At 64.3% G+C, this 22,019-nt stretch carries 22 protein-coding genes; 5 read left to right on the plus strand and 17 right to left on the minus strand.

Going from position 1 to position 22,019, the window contains the following annotated elements; genetic code table 11:
- Positions 1–126: 126 nt before the first annotated feature.
- The 15 genes from NG701_RS08645 to NG701_RS08715 all read right to left on the minus strand — a co-directional run bounded on the left by NG701_RS08645 (position 127) and on the right by NG701_RS08715 (position 15,671).
- Positions 127–765, minus strand: coding sequence for a MazG nucleotide pyrophosphohydrolase domain-containing protein (locus NG701_RS08645; RefSeq protein WP_252566704.1), 639 nt, complete (start codon positions 763–765; stop codon positions 127–129).
- A gap of 61 nt (positions 766–826) precedes the next feature.
- On the minus strand, positions 827–1,975 hold the full coding sequence (locus NG701_RS08650; protein WP_252566458.1) for an adenosine deaminase: 1,149 nt from the start codon (positions 1,973–1,975) through the stop codon (positions 827–829).
- A 39-nt stretch (positions 1,976–2,014) separates the two neighbouring features.
- Entirely contained in the window at positions 2,015–2,743 is a 729-nt protein-coding gene (locus tag NG701_RS08655; protein WP_252566461.1) for a DedA family protein, read from the minus strand.
- A 105-nt stretch (positions 2,744–2,848) separates the two neighbouring features.
- A complete protein-coding gene (locus NG701_RS08660; RefSeq protein WP_252566464.1) occupies positions 2,849–3,478 on the minus strand; it encodes a DedA family protein in 630 nt (209 codons plus the stop codon).
- Between the two features lie 5 nt (positions 3,479–3,483).
- Positions 3,484–4,797 carry a thymidine phosphorylase gene (locus NG701_RS08665; RefSeq protein WP_252566467.1) on the minus strand — a complete coding sequence of 438 codons (1,314 nt, stop codon included), beginning with the start codon at positions 4,795–4,797 and terminating at the stop codon, positions 3,484–3,486.
- On the minus strand, positions 4,794–5,210 hold the full coding sequence (locus NG701_RS08670; RefSeq protein WP_252566470.1) for a cytidine deaminase: 417 nt from the start codon (positions 5,208–5,210) through the stop codon (positions 4,794–4,796). The genes NG701_RS08665 and NG701_RS08670 overlap by 4 nt, the downstream gene beginning before the upstream one ends.
- 5 nt (positions 5,211–5,215) lie before the next feature.
- Positions 5,216–6,541, minus strand: coding sequence for an ABC transporter permease (locus NG701_RS08675; RefSeq protein ID WP_252566473.1), 1,326 nt, complete (start codon positions 6,539–6,541; stop codon positions 5,216–5,218).
- Complete coding sequence (locus NG701_RS08680; RefSeq protein WP_252566476.1) at positions 6,538–7,905, minus strand: ABC transporter permease; 1,368 nt, start codon at positions 7,903–7,905, stop codon at positions 6,538–6,540. Before NG701_RS08680 ends, NG701_RS08675 begins: the two co-directional genes overlap by 4 nt.
- Positions 7,898–9,556, minus strand: coding sequence for an ABC transporter ATP-binding protein (locus NG701_RS08685; protein WP_252566479.1), 1,659 nt, complete (start codon positions 9,554–9,556; stop codon positions 7,898–7,900). Before NG701_RS08685 ends, NG701_RS08680 begins: the two co-directional genes overlap by 8 nt.
- A 176-nt stretch (positions 9,557–9,732) precedes the next feature.
- The gene (locus NG701_RS08690; protein WP_445260426.1) at positions 9,733–10,842 is read right to left on the minus strand and encodes a BMP family lipoprotein; all 1,110 of its coding nucleotides are present in this window, start codon (positions 10,840–10,842) and stop codon (positions 9,733–9,735) included.
- Between the two features lie 296 nt (positions 10,843–11,138).
- Positions 11,139–12,161 (minus strand): NADP-dependent oxidoreductase, encoded by a 1,023-nt coding sequence (locus NG701_RS08695; RefSeq protein WP_252566480.1) that lies wholly within the window; start codon positions 12,159–12,161, stop codon positions 11,139–11,141.
- Entirely contained in the window at positions 12,158–12,589 is a 432-nt protein-coding gene (locus NG701_RS08700) for an organic hydroperoxide resistance protein (RefSeq protein WP_252566483.1), read from the minus strand. The genes NG701_RS08695 and NG701_RS08700 overlap by 4 nt, the downstream gene beginning before the upstream one ends.
- 45 nt (positions 12,590–12,634) lie before the next feature.
- Positions 12,635–13,069 (minus strand): MarR family winged helix-turn-helix transcriptional regulator, encoded by a 435-nt coding sequence (locus tag NG701_RS08705; RefSeq protein ID WP_252566486.1) that lies wholly within the window; start codon positions 13,067–13,069, stop codon positions 12,635–12,637.
- A 181-nt stretch (positions 13,070–13,250) separates the two neighbouring features.
- Complete coding sequence (locus NG701_RS08710; RefSeq protein WP_252566489.1) at positions 13,251–14,450, minus strand: amidohydrolase; 1,200 nt, start codon at positions 14,448–14,450, stop codon at positions 13,251–13,253.
- Positions 14,451–14,537: 87 nt separating this feature from the next.
- Entirely contained in the window at positions 14,538–15,671 is a 1,134-nt protein-coding gene (locus NG701_RS08715; protein ID WP_252566492.1) for a mannose-1-phosphate guanylyltransferase, read from the minus strand.
- A gap of 256 nt (positions 15,672–15,927) precedes the next feature.
- On the opposite strand from NG701_RS08715, the gene sdhC reads away from it, so the two are divergent.
- The 5 genes from sdhC to NG701_RS08740 all read left to right on the plus strand — a co-directional run bounded on the left by sdhC (position 15,928) and on the right by NG701_RS08740 (position 20,344).
- Complete coding sequence (sdhC, locus tag NG701_RS08720) at positions 15,928–16,308, plus strand: succinate dehydrogenase, cytochrome b556 subunit (protein WP_308291944.1); 381 nt, start codon at positions 15,928–15,930, stop codon at positions 16,306–16,308.
- 3 nt (positions 16,309–16,311) lie between these two features.
- The gene (locus tag NG701_RS08725) at positions 16,312–16,773 is read left to right on the plus strand and encodes a succinate dehydrogenase hydrophobic membrane anchor subunit (protein ID WP_252566495.1); all 462 of its coding nucleotides are present in this window, start codon (positions 16,312–16,314) and stop codon (positions 16,771–16,773) included.
- A gap of 122 nt (positions 16,774–16,895) precedes the next feature.
- Positions 16,896–18,695 (plus strand): succinate dehydrogenase flavoprotein subunit, encoded by a 1,800-nt coding sequence (gene sdhA, locus NG701_RS08730; protein ID WP_252566498.1) that lies wholly within the window; start codon positions 16,896–16,898, stop codon positions 18,693–18,695.
- Position 18,696: 1 nt separating this feature from the next.
- Positions 18,697–19,479, plus strand: a complete 783-nt coding sequence (locus NG701_RS08735) for a succinate dehydrogenase iron-sulfur subunit (RefSeq protein ID WP_058929685.1) — start codon at positions 18,697–18,699, stop codon at positions 19,477–19,479.
- Between the two features lie 94 nt (positions 19,480–19,573).
- The gene (locus NG701_RS08740) at positions 19,574–20,344 is read left to right on the plus strand and encodes an alpha/beta hydrolase family protein (RefSeq protein WP_252566500.1); all 771 of its coding nucleotides are present in this window, start codon (positions 19,574–19,576) and stop codon (positions 20,342–20,344) included.
- Here the strand turns inward: NG701_RS08740 and NG701_RS08745 are convergent.
- Both NG701_RS08745 and NG701_RS08750 read right to left on the minus strand, forming a co-directional pair.
- A complete protein-coding gene (locus NG701_RS08745; protein WP_252566712.1) occupies positions 20,301–21,383 on the minus strand; it encodes a YihY/virulence factor BrkB family protein in 1,083 nt (360 codons plus the stop codon). The two genes, NG701_RS08740 and NG701_RS08745, sit on opposite strands and share 44 nt — an antisense overlap.
- A 37-nt stretch (positions 21,384–21,420) precedes the next feature.
- Positions 21,421–22,017: a 2'-5' RNA ligase family protein gene (locus NG701_RS08750; protein ID WP_252566503.1), complete on the minus strand. Its 597-nt coding sequence runs from the start codon at positions 22,015–22,017 to the stop codon at positions 21,421–21,423.
- Positions 22,018–22,019: the final 2 nt, after the last annotated feature.

Consider the following 22,019-nt stretch of genomic DNA (forward strand, 5'->3'; position numbering starts at 1 on the left):
TGCTCCTTATGGGCGATTTTGGGCGAACGAACAGCTGGAAAAAGCGTTAAATCTGGGACGTCCTCGTCAGGACCAAGCCTAGTCGAGAGTGGTGCAGGTTACGGAACCCTATCCATCACCCGGACGTCATGATGGCGACGCGAACTGCCGCCGGATGGCGCCCCGAAGGGCACGTTCGGCGTCGAATCCCCTAGCACGTGCGGAGCCGACGACGGCGAGCAGCAGGTCGCCGAGCTCCTCCTCGGTTTCGAATGGCTCCAGTGATTCGGCGTCCGGTAATCGAGCCTGTCGAGATCCGGAGGTTTCGACAAGCTCGACCACCGGTTGTCCCGGTGATCGAGCCTGTCGAGATCCTGACCTTTCGGCCCGGTCGAGGAACTTCTGCGCCTTCGCCAGGGCCGGCAGTGCGTCCGGGATGCCTTCAAAGGGCCCCGTTCGCTCCGGACGTTCCGCAGTCTTCACGGCGTCCCATTTACGGACAATCTCCGCCACCGAGGCAGGGAAGGTGTCCTGCAGCGTGCCGTCGGGCCGGAAGACATGGGGATTGCGGCGGACCATTTTGGCGCTCAGCCCGCGGGCGACGTCGTCGAACGTGAACGTGCCGCGCTCCTCGGCGAGCCGGGCGTGCAGCACCACCTGAAGCAGCACATCGCCCAGTTCGCCGCGGAGCTCGGCGTCACCCGCGCCGGTCTCGATGGTCTCGGCAACCTCGAAGGCCTCCTCCAGGAGGTACTCCACCAGCGAGGCATGCGTGAGGGCGGCCATCCACGGGCAGTGCTCGCGCAGCTGGGCCACGACAGCGACCAGCCGATCGATGGGAGCCTGCTCAGCCAAGGTTGTCGTAGGCGTCGTTGATGTATTCCACCAACGCTTCCTTCTCTTCAAGCGGCAGGAAGGATGCCTCGGCAGCGTTAAGCGTGAGCTCCAGCAGATCGTCGAGGTCGTAGTCGAAAGTTTCCACGAGGAGTTCGAACTCGTCCGTCAGGGTGACGCCGCTCATCAGCCGGTTGTCGGTGTTGATGGTGACGTTGAAGCCCAGCTGGTACAGCATGTCCAGCGGGTGGCTCTCGATGCCCTCGCCGAAACCGGCGATCGCTCCGGTCTGGAGGTTCGACGACGGGCAGATCTCCAGGGCGATGCCGCGGTCGCGGATCCAGCTGGACAGGTCGCCCAGGGTGACCAGGCCGATGTTGTCCTCGTCGCTCGCGGCGTCGTCGTCTTCGTCGTCGAACTCCACCATGATGTCCTCGGCGATGCGGACGCCGTGGCCCAGGCGCAGTGCCCGGCCGTCAACGAGGGCGGACTGGATGCTTTCGAGTCCGGCGGCCTCGCCGGCGTGCACCGTCGCGGGGAAGTTGTGCTGGGCGAGGTACGTGAAGGCGTCCTTGAACCGGGACGGGAGGAAGCCGTCTTCAGCTCCGGCGATGTCAAAGCCCACAGCGCCCTTGTTGCGGTGGCGGACAGCGAGTTCGGCGATTTCCTGGCCGCGGTCTGCGTGGCGCATGGCGGTGATCAGCTGACCCACCTGGATTTCGCGGCCGCTTTCGGTCACGGCGTCCACACCGGCTTCGAGGCCTTCCTGGACTGCTTCAACAACCTCGTCCAGGGACAGGCCCTTCTGGAGGTGCTGCTCCGGTGCCCAACGCACTTCGCCGTATACCACGCCGTCGTCCGCGAGGTCCTCGACGAATTCCTTGGCGACGCGGATGAGGCCTTCCTTGGTCTGCATCACGGCCACTGTGTGGTCGAACGTCTCCAGGTAGCGGACCAGCGAGCCGGAATCCGCGGACTCGCGGAACCACTCGCCCAGGGCCACCGGGTCCGTGGAAGGCAGCGTGTGGCCAACGGCCGCGGCCAGCTCGATGATGGTGGCTGGACGGAGACCACCGTCCAGGTGGTCGTGCAGCGAAACCTTAGGCAGGCTCTTCAGGTCGAAATCGATGGCAGGGGCAGCGTCAACAATAGGCTCAGTCACCATCCAACCTTAGGGTCGGCAGGCGGCTTATGCCAGCCGCTACTTTCCCAGCTGCTCCGCCTCGGCCGGGGCAGACGCCAGCAGCGGCGAAGCCGCGGTATGCGCGGGCACGGAACCTTGAGGGCCGCCGTCGAGCCATTCATCCACAGTTTCGGCGTCATTGCGGGCCAGGTGCTTGTGCCACCAGCGCAGCAGGTGGTCGATCAGGATGCCCAGCACGATGGCGAACACCACGGCAATGCCTGCGCTGAGCAGCGGGTTGTTGTGGAGCCAGGGGAACGAACTGGCCAGTATCCCGATGCCGATGGAGTACCCCACCCACGTGATGCAAGCGAAGGCGTCCAGCAGGAAGAACCGGCGGTGCGCAAAGCCGGTGCTGCCGGCCACATAGTTGACCGCCACCCGGCCCCAGGGAATGTAGCGCGCCGTGAAAATCAGGACGGCGCCGCGTTTTTCGAGTTCATACCGTGCCCAGCCAAAAGCCTTCTGCACTTTGGGACGCCGCATCCACTTCCAGCGGTCAAGGCCGATCCTGCGGCCGAGCATAAACGCCATGTTGTCACCCGCGATGGCACCGATCAGTGCTGTCGCGCCCAAGATCCAAAGATTCGGTTCACCGCTGTGCCGGGAAAACGCGGCCAGCGCCACAATCAGCGTCTCGCTGGGAACCACCATGGCGAAGCCGTCAATGAAGAAGAACACAAGAAGGACCGGGTAGATCCACCATTGGCCCGCTGCATGGAGCACGGCCTCATTAATAAACTCCACGCGGGTCTTGCTCCTAGACGAAATGATGCAGCCGGAAGTGACGTAAATCGCTCTTCAGTGTCCCATGCCCGGGACCCTACCCGCTACGCGCGGACGCCGCAAACCCTAGGCTTCCGGATCCTTCAGCCGCTCCACCACAGGAACCTTTCCCCGGATGCGGTTAATGATCAGGTCCACCACGATTCCAAGGCCCACGGCGCAGACGATTGCGATGGCCGCGCCGAGCAGATGATTGTTTTCAAACCACTGGCCGAAGAACAGCCCGATACCCACGGAGTAGGAGGCCCAGAGCGTGGCGGAGAGCACCGTCAAGCCGACGAACCGCACGTGCGAATAGTGGGTCACGCCCGCGGTGAGGTTGACGGCAACCCTGCCGATGGGAATGAACCGCGCCACCAGGATGAGGGACGCCGGCCGCTTCCTCAGCTCGTCTCCTGCCCAGCGGAAGGCACTTTGCATCCGCGGTCCGCGCATCCAGTGCCAGCGCCGGGTACCCACCCGGCGTCCAATGAGGTACGCGATGTTGTCGCCTGAGAAAGCGCCCAGGCCCGCGACGGCCATCAGCAGCCAGGGATTGGGGACGTCCGCGGTGGCGGCAACTGCGGCCAAGCCCACCACCACGGATTCGCTGGGGATGGGCGGGAAAAACCCGTCGATCAGGCAGCAGGCCAGCACAAGGAGGAGCACCCACGGCTGCCCGGCGGCAGCAAGGATGAATTCATTGATGGCCTGCATTGTCCCTATGCTATTCGGTCGATGATGAGCTGCTGGGCCGGGCGCGACCCTTCAGGGGCGATCGTGGCGGCGTGTTCAAGGGCTTCCTTGGCGCGCGCGAACTTTTCCGGCGTATCCGTGAGCAGCGTCATCAGCGGCTCACCCGCACGCACCACGGCACCGGGCTTTGCATGCATGCGGATGCCGGCACCGGCCTGGACGGCGTCTTCCTTGCGGGCACGCCCCGCCCCGAGACGCCACGCCGCAACGCCCACCGCCAGGGCATCAAGCCCCACCAGGACACCGTCGGCCGGGGCGTAGATGACCTCGGATTCCTTGGCGACCGGCAGCTTGGCGCGCGGATCTCCGCCCTGCGCTTCGATCATCCGGTTCCAGACGTCCATGGCCCGGCCGTCCTTCAGCGCGGCCCGGGGATCGGCGTTGTGGACGCCCGCGCAGGCCAGCATCTCTTCAGCCAGCCGGACGGTGAGTTCAACGACGTCTTCCGGGCCGCCGCCGGCCAGGACCTCCACGGATTCCTCCACTTCGATCGCGTTGCCAGCGGTGAGGCCGAGCGGCGTGCTCATGTTGGTTAGCAGCGCCACCGTGTTGACGCCGGCGTCCTTGCCAAGGGCCACCATGGTTTCGGCCAGTTCGCGCGCCCGGGCCTCATCCTTCATAAAGGCGCCGCTGCCCACCTTGACGTCCAGGACCAGGGACCCCGTGCCTTCGGCGATCTTCTTGCTCATGATCGAGGAGGCGATCAGCGGGATCGCCTCGACCGTGCCGGTGACGTCCCGCAGTGCGTAGAGCTTCTTGTCCGCCGGCGCCAGCCCCGCCCCGGCAGCGCAGATCACGGCGCCCACGTCCTGAAGCTGCGCCATAATTTCGTCGTTGCTCAGGGCGGCCCGCCAGCCGGGGATCGATTCCAGCTTGTCCAGGGTGCCGCCGGTGTGGCCCAGCCCGCGGCCGGATAGCTGCGGCACCGCCACGCCGAACACTGCCACCAGCGGTGCCAGCGGAAGCGTGATCTTGTCCCCCACTCCCCCGGTGGAATGCTTGTCGCTGGTAGCCTTCACGCCGCCGTCGGGCCGCCGGAGGCCGCCGAAGTCCATCCGTTCGCCCGAGGCGATCATCGCCGCCGTCCAGCGCGAAATTTCGGCGCGGTCCATGCCGTTGAGCAGGATGGCCATGTTCAACGCGGCCATCTGTTCGTCGGCGATGACCCCGCGGGTGTACGCGTTAATGGTCCAGTCGATCTGCTCCGGGCTCAGGGCGCCCCGGTCCCGCTTGGTGCGGATGATGTCGACGGCGTCGAATGCCTCAGTTGCCTGTGTCACCTTGGATCCTCCAGGTTTTGGGGACCAAATGCGTCGGGCAGCACCTGGTCCATGGTTTTGATGCCTTGTGTGGTCATAAGCTCCATGCCAGGCGCGCGGAATTCATAGAGAAGCTGCCGGCAGCGGCCGCACGGCATCAGCACGTTGCCCGCAGCGTCTACGCAGTAGAAGGCGCGCAACAACCCGCCGCCGGTCATGTGCAGGTTGCCCACCAGGGCACATTCAGCACACAGGGAGAGCCCGTAGCTTGCGTTCTCCACGTTGCAGCCGCTGACCAGCCGCCCGTCCTCGGTGAAGGCCGCGGCCCCCACCGGGTACTTCGAATACGGGGCGTAGGCGTTTTTCATGGCGCTCACGGCGGCCTGCTTGAGCGCCTGCCAGTCCACGGGGAGCGAAACCCGATCCCGTTCCATGGCCGTCAACCCTTGATGTACGGGATGCCGCTGGCTGCCGGTGGCCGGGACCTGCCCACCAGCCCGGCCACGGCCAGCACCGTCACCAGGTAGGGCAGCATGGCCATGAACTGGCTCGGCACCGGGGTTCCGATGATGGTCACAATGCTCTGCAGGTTGTCTGCAAAGCCGAACAGCAGGGCGGCGAAGAACGCGCCGATCGGGTTCCAGCGTCCGAAGATCAGCGCGGCGAGTGCGATGAAGCCTCGTCCGCCGGAGATTTCCTTCGTGAAGCTGTCGATCGCCACGAGCGTGAAGAACGAGCCGCCGATGCCTGCGATGGCGCCACCCAACGTGACGTTCCAGAAGCGGGTGGCGTTGACCTTGATGCCCATCGTGTCGGCGGCCTGCGGGTGTTCACCCACGGCGCGGACCCGCAGGCCCCACTTGGTTTTGAACAGCCCAACCCATACAACGATCACGGCGACGTACATCAGGTAGCCCACCAGGGTCTGCTTGAACAGGATTGGGCCGAGGATCGGGATTCCGGAGAGGATGGGAATCGGGATGATGTCCAGGCCGGGCGGTGAGTTGAACTTTGCCTTGTCCGCCTGCATAACGGTGCTGAACAGGAATCCGGTGACGCCGGAAATCAGGACGTTGAGCACCACGCCGACGATGATCTGGTTGACCAGGTACCTGATGCTGAACACCGCGAGCACCATGGACACCGCCGCGCCGGCCACAGCGGCCGCAAGCAGGCCCACGAAGGGGTTCTGCGTAATGCTGGCCACGATTGCCGCGGTGAAGGCGCCGCCCAGCAGCTGGCCTTCGATGGCGATGTTGACTACCCCGACCCGCTCGCACAGCACACCGGACAAAGAGCCGAACACCAGCGGGACGGCAAGGGTGACCGAACCGGCGATGAGCCCGGCCAGTGAAATGCTGGGCGTCCGTGCACCGCCCACCACCCAGATGAGGAAGGCTACGACAAACAGCACAGTAAAAGTGATGGTCAGCCAGGCCGGGGTGGGCCGGACCTTGGTCTTCAGATAGACGGAATAGGCCGCCAGCCCAAGCATCAGGACCGAGAGGGTGATGCCGCCCGGCATTGCGGGAACTTCAAGCACGGGCAGTTGGAAAAAGTCCCCGCCGGTGGAAATTCCGAACCTTGCGGTCTGCGCTGATCCCATCAGGCCGAAGAAAACAAAAGCGACGAGTCCCAGCGCCGAGAGCAGGACGGGGGTTTTCCAGAGCACCGGTTTGCCGGATGTTGGCTGGGCCTCGTCGGCTTGGGGCGATGTTCCTGGCGTTCCGCGTCCCGGCAGGGGCGATGTTGCTGTTGCGCTCATGCTGCGCCTCCGGTGGTTGCTGCCTGCTGGGTTTTTCCGGCCTTGGCTGGCTTCTTGCGGCGGGGGTTCAGCCCGAAGACTGCCCGGACCAGCGGCGGGGCCGCGATAAAGAGGACAATCAGCGACTGGACCACCAGGACAATGTCGATGGGTGTTCCGGTCTGGATCTGCATCTGCACGGCACCGGCGCGGAAGGCGCCGAACAGCAGGCCGGCAGCGAAGGTGCCCCACGGCGTCGAACGTCCCAGCAGCGCCACCGTGATGGCGTCAAACCCGTACGTTGCAGCGACGCCGTCTGTCAGGACCTTTTCCGTGCCCGCCACCTGGGCCACGCCGGACATTCCCGCCAGCGCACCGGCGATGGCCATGACCAGGATGGTGGACCGGGAGACGTTGATTCCGGCGGTCAGGGCAGCCTTCGGATTGGCTCCCACGGCCCGGAATTCAAAGCCGACGGTGGAGCGGTTCAGCAGCCACCACACCAGGACGGTGGCCGCGATGGCCAGGACGAAGCCCAGGTGCAGGCGATACTGGGAGCCGAAAATCTGGGGGTACACGGCGGTTGCGTCCAGGATGGGCGAGATCGGGTTGGACTCCCCCGGACGCTGGAACGCCGGAGTGTTCAGCAGGTATCCCAGGAAGTACAGCGCAATGTAGTTGAACATGATGGTCAGGATGACTTCGTGGGCACCTGTCCGGGCCTTCAGGAGACCAACCAGGCCACCCCAGAGGGCGCCTCCCACGATGCCTGCCACGAGGACGAGCAACAGGTGCAGGCCCAACGGAAGGTGCAGGGCGAAACCGACCCAGCCCGCCAGGATGCCGGCCATGATGATCTGGCCCTGGGCGCCAATGTTGAACAGGCCGGCCCGGAACGCGAGCGCGACGCCGAGGCCTGCCGTGATGAGCGGTGTGGCGATGGTGAGGGTTTCCATCAGCGGCGCGAACTGGACCGCGAGGCTCGAACCCCGGGGGTTGAAGACCGAGCCCTGGAACAAGGCAACGTAGGACTGTGTGGCGGCTTGCCAGACTGCGGAGAGGAAGTCTGTGGGTCGGGCGAACAGATACGCCGAGGTGGTGCTGACGCGCTCGTCCGTGGCGGCGATCAACAGTCCGCCCAACACAAGTGCCAGCAGCACCGCCAGGACTGAGACCATGCCGCTGCCGGTGAAGATCTTCCGGAGCAGCGTGTCCGGCCCGCCGGGCAGCTTTCCGCTTTGGGCGCTGGCTGGTACGGCTGAAGGGCTGATGGCGCCGCCGGCCGTGTCCACGGCCACCCCGGCGGCGGTTTCGTCCGCCGCCGGGGTTGGCTCGTCCGCTTTCGCTTGCTGGTCCGCATGCTTAGGGTGACGCTCTTCAGGCATGATCGCCTCCTTCGGCGCTGGAGGTTCCGCGGCGTTCTGCGGCGGCGGAGTCAGTCTTGTCAGCGGCTGATGTGTCAGCGCCGGTCTTGCTTACGCTCGTGGTACCTGAGCCGGTCTTGTCAGGGCTCGTCTTATCTACGCTCGCAGCGTCCTCTGGTGAGATGCCGGCCATCATCAGGCCCAGGACGCCGCGTCCGGTCCCTGCCGGGACGATTCCCACCAGCTTGCCCTTATAGAGCACGGCGATGCGGTCGGCGAGTTCCATGACTTCGTCCAGTTCGGTGGAGATGATCATGACAGGCGTGCCCTGGTCGCGTTCCGCCACGATCCGTTTATGAAGGAACTCGATGGACCCGACGTCCACACCCCGGGTGGGCTGCGAGGCAATGAAGAGCCGCAGCGGCCGGGACAGCTCCCGTGCCATGACCACTTTCTGTTGATTGCCGCCCGAGAGCGTGCCGGCCGCCAGCAGGCCCGAGGGTGTCCGGACATCGAACTCGTCGATCCGTGATTTGGCGTTCTCCAGGACCTTCGCCGGACTCATGCTGATGCCCTTGGCAAACGGCGGCTGATCGTACCGGTCAAGAATCAGGTTTTCGGCGATCGAGAACGTGCCGATGAGGCCGTCAACAGACCGGTCTTCCGGAACGAAGCCGACGCCGGCGTTAAGGACCTCCTTCACACTGCGGCCAACAAGTTCCACATCGTCCAGGAGGATGGAGCCGTGCACGCGGTCCTGGAGTCCGAGGATGGCCTCGGTGAGTTCGGTCTGGCCGTTGCCTTGCACGCCTGCGACGGCCAGGATCTCTCCGCGAGAAATGTCGAAGCTGAGGCCGTCCACGGTGTGCTGCCCGTTCGGGGCGATGACAGTGAGGTCTTTGACCTGGAAAGTCTTCTCTTTGGGACTGGCGGGTGCCTTCTCGAGTGTGAGGCTGACGGCGCGGCCCACCATCATGGAGGCCAGCTCCGCGGTGGAGGCGCCTGGATGCGCCGAACCAACAACTTTGCCCCGCCGGATCACGGTGATGGTGTCCGAGACAGCCTTCACCTCGCGCAGCTTGTGCGAGATGAAGACTATCGAGGTTCCGTTGGACTTGAGCTGGCGCATGATGTCCAGCAGTTCGTCGGTTTCCTGGGGCGTCAGCACTGCCGTGGGTTCATCCAGGATGAGGACCTTGGCGTCGCGGACCAGGGCTTTGATGATTTCCACCCGCTGCTGGACGCCCACCGGGAGGTCCTCCACCAGGGCGTCGGGGTCGACGTCGAACCCGTAGCGGTCAGAGATCTCCTTGATCTCGCGCCGGGTGTCGTCCAGGTTGAGGAAACCGCCGGCTTTGGTGGACTCGGCGCCGAGCGCCACATTCTCGGCCACGGTAAACACGGGAACGAGCATAAAGTGCTGGTGCACCATGCCGATGCCGGCGGCCATGGCGTCTCCGGGGCCGCGGAAGTAAACAGGTTTGTCGTCGATGAGGATTTCGCCCTCAGAGGGCTCGTAGAGCCCGTACAGCACATTCATCAGGGTGGACTTGCCGGCCCCGTTCTCGCCCAGCAGACAGTGGATCTGTCCGGGTTCAACCACCACGTCGATGTGGTCGTTGGCGAGCAGCGAGCCGAAGCGTTTGGTGATCCCTCTGAGTTCAAGTTTCAAAACTCTGACCAATCTCGAAGCGTCCGGTGAATCCCACCGGACGGGATAGGTGGCTGCAGCACCAGCCTAGTGCGTGCAGTCCTGCGTGGGCGGTCTCGCCGACGCCGAATTCCAACGAAAAGCGCCACCGCCCGGCCAGTCGATGACCATCCGGGAGTGGCGCCTAGCGAGGATGACTAAGCCTTGGGGCTTGCCGCAGATACGACCTTCAGCTTGCCGTCGACGATGTCCTTCTTGAGCTGGTCCAGCTCGGACTTCAGGTCGGACGGGACCTGCCCGTCGAAGCTGTGGAAAGGTGCCAGCTGGACGCCGTCGTTCGCCAAGGTGCCGACATATGGCGTGTTGGTGAACTTGCCTTCCTTGTCGTCCTTGACCACGGTTTCAACGGCTTCGCCCATAAGCTTCATGACCGAGGAAAGCATGATGTCCTTGTATTCGGGTGCGGTCAGGAATCCGTCGGAGTCAACCCAGATCATCTTGACGTCCTTGCCGGCCGCTTTCGCCTCCATCAGGGCTGCACCGGCTCCCTTGCCCACCGGACCGGCGACGGGCATCACAATGTCCGCGCCCTGGTCAAGGAAGTTTTGGGTGAGCTGCTTGCCCTTGTCCTGCTTTTCAAAGTCGCCCGTGAAGCTGCCATCCTGGGCCGCCTTGTCCCAGCCAAGGACTTTGACGTCCTTGCCCTTCTGCTCGTTGTAGTACTTGACGCCGTCGGCAAACCCATCCATGAAAATGGTCACGGTGGGAATCTCCCTGCCGCCGAACGTGGCCACACTTCCTGTCTTGGTGGTGCCTGCGGCCAGGTAACCGGCCAGGAACGCTGCCTGGGCGGTGTCGTAGATGATCGGCTTGACGTTGCTGATGGGCGGGTCGTAGCCGAAGTCGATGATGGCAAAGTGGCGGTCCGGGTTGTCCGTAGCCTGCTTCTTGGTGGCATCACCCAGCAGGAAGCCGACGGTCAGGGTGAGATCGCAGTTGGCGGCAACCATGGCGCGGAGGTTTGGCTCGAAGTCGTTGTTGGTCTTGGACTCGGCCTGGTTGACCTTGATGCCCAGGTCAGCCTCGGCCTTCTTCAGGCCATCGTAGGAGGACTGGTTGAACGACTGGTCATCGAATCCGCCGGAGTCCGAGACGATGCAGCCGGTGTAGTCGCTCGCTGTTGCGGTGGCGGTGCCTCCAGCGTCAGGTGCCGCGCCGCAGCCGGTCAGCAGGAGTGCTGTGGCACCCACTGAGGCCATGCCTGCCATTGAACCGCGCTTGAACTTAGCGCGCAGTGTGTTCTTCAAATTTCCTCCAGGGAGAGAGTGGCGCTACGACTCGAATTCAATGAGTGTCCGTTTCTACACTGAAATTCTGTTTTCACTGAGGGCTTCGCAGCACTGCGCCGAAGCGCCTGATACAAGCAACATTAGTGGGCTGCAACACATCCGATACCACATTGAAGCCGGATCCCGAAGATTGTTGAGAATTTGTTACCAACCAGTAGAAAACCTGCGGTTCCGCACCCCTCACTTTAAGCGCGAACGGACACTTGGGGCCCGCCGGGCGGGGCCTCAAATGTCCGTTCGCGCTGGTGGGGGGCTTAGAGGCGCACGAGCATCTTGCCGGTGTTGGCGCCGTCGAGCAGGTCCATGAAAGCCTGGGGCGCATTCTCCAGCCCGTCCACCACGGTCTCGTCATACCGGACTGAACCTTCCGCCAGCCAGGCTGACATCTTGCCGAAGAATTCAGCGCTGTGCTGGCGCTGTCCGCTGACCAGGAACCCCCGCAGGGTGAGCTGCTTGCCGATGGCAAGGGCGAGGTTCCGCGGCGCCGGCGTGGGTTCGGTGGAGTTGTACTGGGCTATCGCGCCGCACATGGCCACACGGCCGCCCACATTCAGGACCGCCAGGGCAGCCTCCAGATGATCGCCACCCACGTTGTCGAAATACACGTCAATACCTGCGGGTCCTGCGGCCTGGACAAGCTGTTCCCGCACCGGCCCGTCGTTGTAGTTGAATGCGGCGTCGAAGCCCAGTTCCAGGAGCCGGGCCACCTTCTCCGCGGTTCCCGCGCTGCCGATGACCCTGGAAGCGCCCATCGCCTTGGCGATCTGGCCCACAAGAGAGCCCACGGCACCCGCCGCACCTGACACGAATACGGCATCGCCGGGCTTGAACTCGGCCACTTTGAGCAGCCCGGCGTACGCCGTCAGTCCGGTCATGCCCAGCGCGCCAAGGAACGCCGACGCCGGTGCAAGGTCCGTGCGGGCAACCGACGTTGCGTCTGCTTCCAGGACCGCGAATTCCCGCCAGCCGAGCTGATGGACGACGGCGTCCCCCACCTTGCGCCCCTCGGCCCTGGACGCGATGACCTCACCGATGGCGCCGCCGTCGAGCGCTGCATCCAGCGCGAACGGCGGGGAGTACGACTTGACGTCGTTCATACGGCCGCGCATGTAGGGGTCCACGGAGACGTAGAGGTTGCGGACCAGGATCTGGCCGTCCTGAAGCTCCGGCAGCGGTGACTCTGCCAGTCGGAAGTTTTCGGGACCGGGACGCCCTACCGGACGCGAGGCCAGGCGGATTTCGCGGCTGGATGATGGCAGTGCCGTTGTCACGCTCATGCTGCGAACTCCAGGATCTTGATGTCCACGGTCATGTTTCCCCGGGTGGCGTTGGAATAGGGGCAGATCTGATGCGCTTTGGCCACCAGGGACTCGGCCGTGGCGAGATCCAGGGCCGGAACCGCGATCTCCAGTTCAGCAGCGAGACCGTAGCCCACGCCGTCGTTCAGTGCGCCAAAGTGGATCTTGGCGGCCACGGCTGAATCGGTCAGGTCTGCGCGCTCCTTGCGCCCCACGAGGCGGAGGGCCGAGTGGAAGCATGCCGCGTAACCGGCGGCAAAGAGCTGCTCCGGGTTGGTTCCCTGGCCGTCACCGCCCAGCTCCACGGGGATGGCAAGGCTGACATCCAGCTTGCCATCATTGGTGCGTGCGTTGCCGTCGCGGCCTTCGCCGGAAGCCAGGGCCTCGGCAGTGTAGAGAGTCTTCATAGGTGGTCCGTCCTGTTGGATGTGGATAACGGAAATCTTTGGCGCTCAGTGCGTGCGGTGAAGGGCTTCCGTGAGCCTTTCAAGAGTGGTGCGAAGCTGTTCCAGCTCCTCGGCTGACAACCCGGCGGCGTCCGCAAGGTGCCGAGGAATCCCGCTGGCCCTGCTGCTGAGCGAGCGTCCGGTCGGCGTCAGGTGGACTGCAACACGGCGCTCATCTTCCCCGGACCGGCGGCGCTCCACGAGCCCCATGGCCTCAAGCCGCTTGAGCAGCGGCGATAGCGTGCCGGAGTCAAGGCCCAGTTCCTCGCCGAGCTCCTTGACGCCCTTCGGCTCCGATTCCCAGAGGACCAGCATCACCAGATACTGCGGGTACGTCAGGCCGAGGTCTTCCAAGACTGGGCGGTAGACCGCTGTTGCCGCGCGGGACGCGGAGTACAGCGCAAAACACACCTGGCGGTCGAGGCGGGGGGCTTCAGTCATACCTAAGACGATAGTCCACAATTCAATTGTGCACAACTTACCACGCCAAAGAGACGCGCGAACGAGCAGATAACACCCTCAAAACCGGGTTTTGAGGGTGTTATCTGCCAGTTCGCGCGGGAGGGCAAGGGCTTAAATGTCCGTTCGCGCGCCAGGGGTTAGATAGCTCGGGGCGCGGGGGCTAGAGGTCGCGGATGGTCCGGAGGGCCGCTGCCGTGAGGACCTGGATGCCCAGGCCCAGGGCGCGTTCGTCCAGGATGTAGTCACCGCGGTGCAGGTCGTACTCCTCGCCGCCGGGGGTCTTGGTACCCAGGCGCATCATGGCGCCAGGCCGTTCAGCCAGGAACCAGGCGAAGTCCTCGCCGCCCATGGACTGCGGCGTCAGCACTACGGCGCCCTCGCCGATTTCAGCGCGGGCTGCGGCCTCAATGAGCGCGGTCTCGTCCTCGGAGTTCACAACAGGCGGGACGCCCCTGGTGTGTTCCAGGTGGACATCCACCCCATAGGGCGCGGCCACCTGCTGCACGACTTCATCCAGGAGCTCGCCGGCGTCATGCCAGGCATCGCGGTCGAGGCAGCGCATGGTGCCTGACATGTAACCGGTGCCCGGGATGGCATTGGGTGCCGATCCGGCGTTGATCTGGCCCCAGACCACGGATACTCCGCTGCGGACATCCACCCGGCGTGAAAGCACGGCCGGAACGTTGACGGCGATCTGCGCCAGGGCGAAGACCAGGTCCTCGGTAAGGTGCGGGCGGGACGTATGGCCGCCGCGGCCGCTCAGCTCGATCTTGATGGTGTCCGAAGCGGACGTAATGGCGCCGATGCGCGTACCGATGCGTCCGACGTCGATCCTCGGGTCGCAGTGCAGCGCAAGGATGCGCGGCACACCGTCCAGGACGCCCTGCTCAATGCAGGACAGTGCGCCACCGGGCATGGTCTCCTCGGCAGGCTGGAAAATGATCCGGACCGAACCGCCCAGCGGGGACTCCTCGTGCATGCGCTGCAGGACCAGCGCGACGCCGAGCATGGCGGCGGTGTGGACGTCGTGGCCACACGCATGTGTGACGCCATGGTTCTTCGAGGCAAACGGCAGCCCCGTTTCCTCGATGATGGGCAGGGCATCAATGTCGCCGCGGAGCGCTGTGGCGATGGTCCCCTCGCCGATGTCGACGGTGAGGCCGGTGCCTTCAAGCCGCCGCGGAGCCAGTCCGGCGGCTTCGAGCCGCTCCACCAGCTTGTCTGTGGTGCGGAATTCCTTGAAGGAAAGCTCGGGGTGCGCGTGCAGATCCCGGCGAAAGTCGATCAGCTCCGGCAGGAGGGGTTCCAACCATGGCCGCACTAATGCGGTGGGCTCGGCTTCAGTAGTGTAATTACGCACTCATTTACTCTAGCGAGCGTCCACGGAATAGCGTCATCACGGCGGGCGCGTTACAGATTGTGCCGCGCCTGGACACTTCCGACCGGGTTACAGAACGTCGGTGTCGCCACTGGCCTTGAGCGCGTCAACGGCTCCCTTGACCCGCTGCGCATGCTGCTTGGTGGTCACCAGGAGGGCATCGCCCGTGTCAACGATGACCACGTCCTTGATGCCGATCAGGGCGATCACGCGCTTCGTGTCCGAAACCACCACACCGCTGGCGTTTTCGGTGAAAACCCGGGCGCCTTCACCGATAACGGTGACGTCATCGACTTCCCGCGCACTGTTGAGCCGGCCCACCGAAGCAAAGTCCCCGACGTCGTCCCATCCGAAGGTGCCCGGCACAACGGCAACATCGCCGGCAGCGGCGGCAGGCTCGGCCACCGCATAGTCAATGGCGATCTTAGGCAACGTGGGCCAGACGCGGGCTGTGACGGCATCACGTTCGGGAGTGTCCCAGGCCTGGGCGATCTCCTGCAGGCCCTTGAACAGCTCCGGCTGGTTGGCCTCAAGGTGCCTCAGCATCAGGGCAACGGGAGCCACGAACATACCTGCGTTCCAGACATACTCACCGCTGTCCACATACTGCTGGGCAACTTCCTCGTCCGGCTTCTCCACGAACTCCACCACGGCCTGGGCGCTGGGCGCACCTTCGATGTTGAGTTCCGCGCCGGCCCGGATGTAACCGAAGCCGGTGGACGGGTGGGTCGGCTTGATGCCGATGGTCACGATCTTGCCGGCGGCGGCCGTGTGGATGGCCTCGCGGACGGCCTGCTGGAACAGGTGGTCAGGACTGATGACCTGGTCAGCGGCGAAGGAACCCATGATGGTGTCCGGGTCACGCTGGTACAGGATGGCGGCAGCCAGGCCAATGGCGGCGCCGGAATCCTTGGGCTCGCTCTCCAGGACCAGGTCAGACTCCTGGACCTCGGGGAGCTGCCGGCAGACGGCAGCCCGGTGCGCAGTGCCGGTCACCACGAGCACGCGCCTGCCTGCCAGTGGCTCCAGACGGTCGTAAGTGGCGCGCAGCAAAGTGCTGCCGGACCCCGTGAGGTCGTGAAGGAATTTGGGAGCTGCTGCGCGTGACAGGGGCCAGAGGCGGGTCCCCACTCCGCCTGCCGGAATCACCGCAATAAAGCGGTTCAGGGGTGAATCCGGGCTTGTCACTTTGTCTGTACTCATCACCGCTACTTTAGCTGACAAGCCGTGAACTGCCCTTTCAGAACCCTCCGCCAGCTCCCGCGGGCGCGCCATGGTGTGGTGTTCGTCTCATCTGCAGGCAAAACGCAGGCATTGCGGGGTCACCAAGGAGTTCCTAAATTGAATAAGCTGTGAGCGAAGCCTAGATTTAGGCCTGAGCTACGAGTTGCTCTCGCAGCAGGCGTTCCCCCCGCGTGGATCTCATGCCAGCGCCGCTGTGTTGCAGGGAGGTTTATCAGTGCCGACAAAACCAGCTGGCACCTTGTACCGCGGCCGTGAAGGCATGTGGTCCTGGGTAGGACACCGGATTACCGGTGTAGTGATCTTTTTCTTCTTGTTGGTCCATGTGCTGGACACCTCATTGGTGCGTGTGTCCCCGGAGGCCTACACGGCTGTTATCGGTGCCTACAAGAACCCCCTCATGGCCCTGGGTGAAACGGGCCTGGTTGCCGCGATCGTCTTCCACGCCTTTAACGGCTTGCGGATCATCGCCGTCGACTTCTGGAAGAAGGGCGCCAAATACCAGCGCCAGATGCTGTGGACCGTCCTGGCCCTGTGGGTAGTTGTAATGGTCGGCTTCTCCATCCGCCACCTTTCCCTCGCCCTCGGAGGTTACTAAGCCATGACTGCAACGATCGAAAACCCGCGCAGCGGCAAGATCTCCCCCCAGTACCGCCGCACCGGCGCAAGCCGGGGCAACTTCGAAATGTTCGCCTGGCTGTTCATGCGCCTTTCCGGCGTAGTGCTGGTGGTGCTCATCTTCGGGCACCTCTTCGTGAACCTCCTGGTGGGCGAAGGCATCCACGCCATCGACTTCGGCTTCGTCGCCGGCAAGTGGGCTGACCCGTTCTGGCAGATCTGGGACCTCGCCATGCTGTGGCTGGCCATGCTGCACGGCACCAACGGCGTCCGCACCATCATCAACGACTACGCCGAGAAGGATTCCACCCGTCTCTGGCTCAAGATCGTCCTCTACGCGGCCACCACCGTGATCATCGTCCTTGGCACCCTGGTGATCTTCACCTTCAACCCGTGCCCCGTGGTTGACGGCGTTCCGCTGCCCGGCGGCTTCTGCCCCGCGTAGCCAGATCACCGCTGCCCGCGGTGAGCCGCAGGCTGTATTTTGCGGTGCAGGCAACATTTTGCGGTGCAGGCAACGCCCGCCCGTTGTTTTATAGCGAATTTTGAGAGAAAGAGCGCCCAAGTATGCAGGTCCATAAGTACGACGTCGTCATCGTCGGTGCCGGTGGCGCTGGCATGCGCGCCGCGATCGAGTCCGGTCAGCGCGCGCGAACAGCAGTACTGACCAAGCTCTACCCCACCCGCTCGCACACCGGTGCGGCGCAGGGTGGCATGTGTGCGGCCCTTGCCAACGTCGAAGAAGACAACTGGGAATGGCACACGTTCGACACGATTAAGGGCGGCGACTACCTGGTTGACCAGGACGCCGCCGAGGTCATGGCGAAGGAAGCCATCGACGCAGTGCTGGACCTGGAAAAGATGGGCCTGCCGTTCAACCGCACGCCCGAAGGCCGGATCGACCAGCGCCGCTTCGGTGGCCACACCCGCGACCACGGCAAGGCGCCCGTCCGCCGCGCCTGCTACGCAGCAGACCGCACCGGCCACATGATCCTGCAGACCTTGTACCAAAACTGCGTCAAGCACAACGTGGAGTTCTACAACGAGTACTACGTCCTTGACCTCCTGACGGTCGAGGAAGACGCCGTCCGCGAGGACGGCACGCCGTACAAGCAGAAGCGTGTTGCCGGCGTCGTGTCCTATGACCTTGCCTCCGGTGAGCTGCACGTGTTCCAGGCCAAGTCCGTGATCTTCGCCTCGGGCGGCGCCGGCAAGGTCTTCAAGACCACCTCCAACGCCCATACCCTGACCGGTGACGGCATGGGCATCGCGTTCCGTCGTGGCATCCCGCTGGAGGACATGGAGTTCTTCCAGTTCCACCCGACAGGCCTCGCCGGCCTGGGCATCCTGCTGTCCGAAGCCGCACGCGGTGAGGGCGCCATCCTGCGTAACTCCGAGGGTGAGCGCTTTATGGAGCGCTATGCCCCCACCATCAAGGACCTCGCACCGCGTGACATCGTGGCCCGCTCCATGGCCAACGAAGTCCGCGAAGGCCGCGGCTGCGGCCCGAACAAGGACTACGTCCTCCTGGACCTGACCCACCTGGAGCCGGCGCACATCGATGCCAAGCTCCCGGACATCACCGAGTTCGCCCGCACCTACCTGGGTGTGGAACCGTACACGGAGCCGGTTCCGGTGTTCCCCACGGCGCACTACGCCATGGGCGGCATCCCCACCAACATCACCACCGAAGTCCTGCAGGACAACGACACCGTCATCCCGGGCCTCTACGCCGCCGGCGAGGTTGCCTGCGTTTCGGTCCACGGCTCCAACCGCCTGGGCACCAACTCACTGCTGGACATCAACGTGTTCGGCAAGCGCGCCGGCATCGCCGCCGCGGAGTACGCCAAGACTGCTGACTTCGTGGATCTCCCGGAGGATCCGGAGGCCTACACCATCGAGCTGCTGGACATTGCCCGCAACGGCACCGGCGACGAGAAGGTGGCGGTGATCCGCAAGGAACTCCAGGACACCATGGACGCCAACATGCAGGTGTTCCGTACGGCTGACACGCTGAACCAGGTCCTGACGGACATCGAGTCCTTCGAGGCCCGCTACAAGAAGATCAGCGTCCAGGACAAGGGCAAGCGCTTCAACCTGGACCTGCTCGAGGCCGTTGAGCTGGGCTTCCTGCTGGAACTGGCCAAGGTCATGACCGTGGCTGCCCTGCACCGTGAGGAATCCCGCGGCGGACACTTCCGCGAGGACTTCCCGGAACGCGACGACGAAAAATTCATGAAGCACTCCATGGCGTACAAGGATGACCATGCCCCGGCCGACGGCTCGGCAGAGGCAATCGCCGGCATCCGTCTGGGCACCAAACCGGTTGTCTTTACCCGCTACGAGCCGATGGTGAGGAAGTACTAAGATGACCGCTGAACTTGCTGAGCCAGCCTCCAAGATCGAACTGCCCGCACACATCGGAGGCGGCGGAGAGATCCCGACATTCGACGTCACCCTGCGCGTCCGCCGTTACAACCCTGAGGTGTCCGAGGACGCCACGTGGGACGACTTCAAGGTGACCATGTACGGCACCGACCGCGTGCTGGATGCCCTGCACAAGGTCAAGTGGGAAATTGACGGCAGCGTTTCGTTCCGCCGTTCCTGCGCCCACGGTGTCTGCGGTTCCGATGCCATGCGCATCAACGGCCGCAACCGCCTTGCCTGCAAGACGCTCCTGAAGGACTTGGACACCACCAAGCCCATCACCGTTGAGCCCATCAAGGGCCTGCCGGTGGAGAAGGACCTGATCGTGGACATGGAGCCGTTCTTCCAGTCCTTCCGCGAAGTCATGCCGTTCCTGATCAACAAGGGCCACGAGCCCACCAAAGAACGCCTGCAGTCCGCCGAGGACCGTGAGCGCTTCGACGACACCACCAAGTGCATCCTCTGCGCGGCGTGCACGTCCTCCTGCCCGGTGTTCTGGACCGATGGCCAGTACTTCGGCCCGGCCGCGATCGTCAACGCCCACCGCTTCATCTTCGATTCCCGTGATGATGCCGGCGACATGCGCCTGGAAATCCTGAACGACAAGGAAGGCGTGTGGCGTTGCCGCACCACCTTCAACTGCTCCGAAGCATGCCCCCGCGGCATCCAGGTGACCCAGGCAATCGCCGAAGTCAAGCAGGCAATTCTCTCCCGTAAGATCTAATTCAGGTTCTTGCTTACGACGGCGTCACCCACCTTAGGTGGGATGGGCGCCGTCGTTGTTTAACACCTGACGGTACCAACGAAAGCAGCACGCGATGTCCCGCTCCGAAAAAGTCAGCTTCGAAGGATCCACCGGCGAGCTCCTTTCCGGCATCATCGACGTCCCGGAGGGGCCGGTCCGCGGCTGGGGTGTGTTCTCCCACGGCTTCACCCTGGGCAAGGACAGCCCCGCGGCGTCCCGGATGTGCAAGGCCCTGGCTGACACCGGTATCGGGATGCTCCGCTTCGACAACCTGGGGCTGGGCGAGTCCGCCGGCCATTGGTCGGAGGGCTCCTTCAGCCACAAAGTGGCGGACACCGTGGTGGCCGCCGAGTTCATGCGCAGCCAGGGGAGGGCTATCTCGCTGCTGGTGGGCCACTCCTTCGGCGGCGCGGCGGTGCTTTCGGCCGCCCGCCAGATCCCGGAGCTCGACGCCGTCGCAACAGTTGCGGCCCCTTTCTCACCCAAGCACGTGGCCCACGTCTTTGACGCGGCACTGGACAAGATCCTCAGCGAGGGCAGCGCGGAAGTGGACCTCGGCGGGAAACGCGTGGAGATCCGGAAGCACTTTGTGGAGGACCTGGAGAAAGCGGACCTCACGGACTGCATCCGGCAGCTGCATAAGCCGCTGATGGTGCTCCACTCCCCTACGGACAACACTGTGGGCATCGAGAACGCCAGCACCATCTTCCAGACGGCGCGCCATCCGCGGAACTTCGTCTCGCTCGAAGGCAGTGACCACCTGCTGACCGGCAAGGGCCAGGCAGCCCGGGCCGCCAGGATTATTTCTGCCTGGGCCGACCAGTACCTCGACGCCGGAAAGTAACTGCCGGGCTGCCCTGGTGCCCGGCGCCGGGGCCCTTTCCGTCGCTGTGGCCCTCCACGGGTACTTTGCCGGGCTGGACCTGTCGGGAGCCCCACAGGGCTTTGTCCTGGCCTGCGGGTTCGCTCCTGATGTCCTCTTCGCGGATGGTGGACCAGCCCGCGGACACGAGGTAGACCTGGCTGACCAGGTTGAACCAGATCAGCAGGCCGATGATGATGGCAAACGGCGCCAGGATGGGGTTCCGTCCCGCACCGGCCAGCAGTTCAGTGCTGAAGACCTGCAGGACGGTGGTGCCCACCGCGGCAAGGATGGTCCCCTCCAAGAGCGCCCGCCGGGAGAGCTTGAGCCCACCGGCCAGCCGGAACATGATGACGGCCGTGACCCAGTTGAGCAGCAGCGGCACACCGATCTTGATCACGGTGGTCAGCGGACCTGCCACCGTCGGATCCAGCCGCAGGAAGTCCGTGACCCAGCCGGCCGCCGTGCCAAACACCAGGGACGCTCCGGCGCTGATCACCAGGGCCACTCCCAGGAGCAGCAGGGTGCCGGCGTCGCGCAGTTTGAGGACAATCGGGTTGATTTTAAGGGGCGGTAACTGCACCACACCGCGCAGACCGTCACGGAGTCCGGCGATCCAGCCCAGGGACGTGATGACTGTAACCACGGCAGCAATCACGGCGGTCCAGCCGAGACCGTCCGGGTTCAGGAGGTCGTTCGGATCAACCAGCCCTTCTCCCCCGCCCACCTTCAGCAGTCCGGGCGCACTCTGGGCCACGCTGCCGATGATGGTGTCCAGCAGGGCAGGCTGGCCCCGCAGCACCAGACCGGCAACGGAGAAACCCGTGGCCAACAGGCCGGTGATGGAAAAGAACATGTTGAAGCCGATGCCGGCGCTCATCAACGGGCCATGCTGGAGGTTGTAGTGCTGCCACGCGCGCATCGGGCGGAAGGCATTAAGCCTGGCCAGCAGCCACTGGAGCATTGCCAGCGAGCTGGCCACCGGGCCGCCGTCGGACCTTCTGGCCTTGCCCCACTCCATCCGTTTCTGGATGACGGCGAGCTTGAGGCGGGCCTGTTCAGTAGGGAGCGGTGGCTCCGTTTGCGTCGGCGTCCGCGGCGAAGGACCCGCCGTCGTCAGTTTCGGTCCCAAAGTCCAACTCTTCCCGTAGCTGCCAAATGCCGTCGGCATCGTGCTCGTAAAGTCCCATGCTAACCACCGGGAAGGTCGCCCGGTAACTTTCAAGCACCGTTTCGGCTTCGTCCAGGCTTTCGGGCGCAACATCGTGGGCGATCGTGACATGCGGGTGGTACGAGAACGGCAACTCGCGTTGCAGCGGGCCGGTCTGGAGTTTTTCGTGGAGCTCCACGCAGGAGTCGAACCCGTCCTCGACGTTGATGTAAACCACCGGGGAGACCGGCCGGAACGTTCCGGTCCCGGCGATGGTGACCATAAACGGGACCTGCCGCCGCGCCACGTCGCGGACGTGCGCCTGGGTGGCTGCCCAGTCCTGGGTGGGCGTGGTAGTGATCAGCGTGATGTGTGCGGGCACCACCCCCGCCATGGGGTCCCCGAAGGAGGCGCGCCACCGTTGAAGTTCCTCGGCGATGGCAGGGGGGAAGCCCAGAATGACGCCTACGCTCATTCCTTCACTGACATTGCTGGCGGCCGACATCG

Source organism: Pseudarthrobacter cellobiosi (assembly GCF_023913815.1).
In the GTDB taxonomy this organism is placed as follows: domain Bacteria; phylum Actinomycetota; class Actinomycetes; order Actinomycetales; family Micrococcaceae; genus Arthrobacter; species Arthrobacter cellobiosi.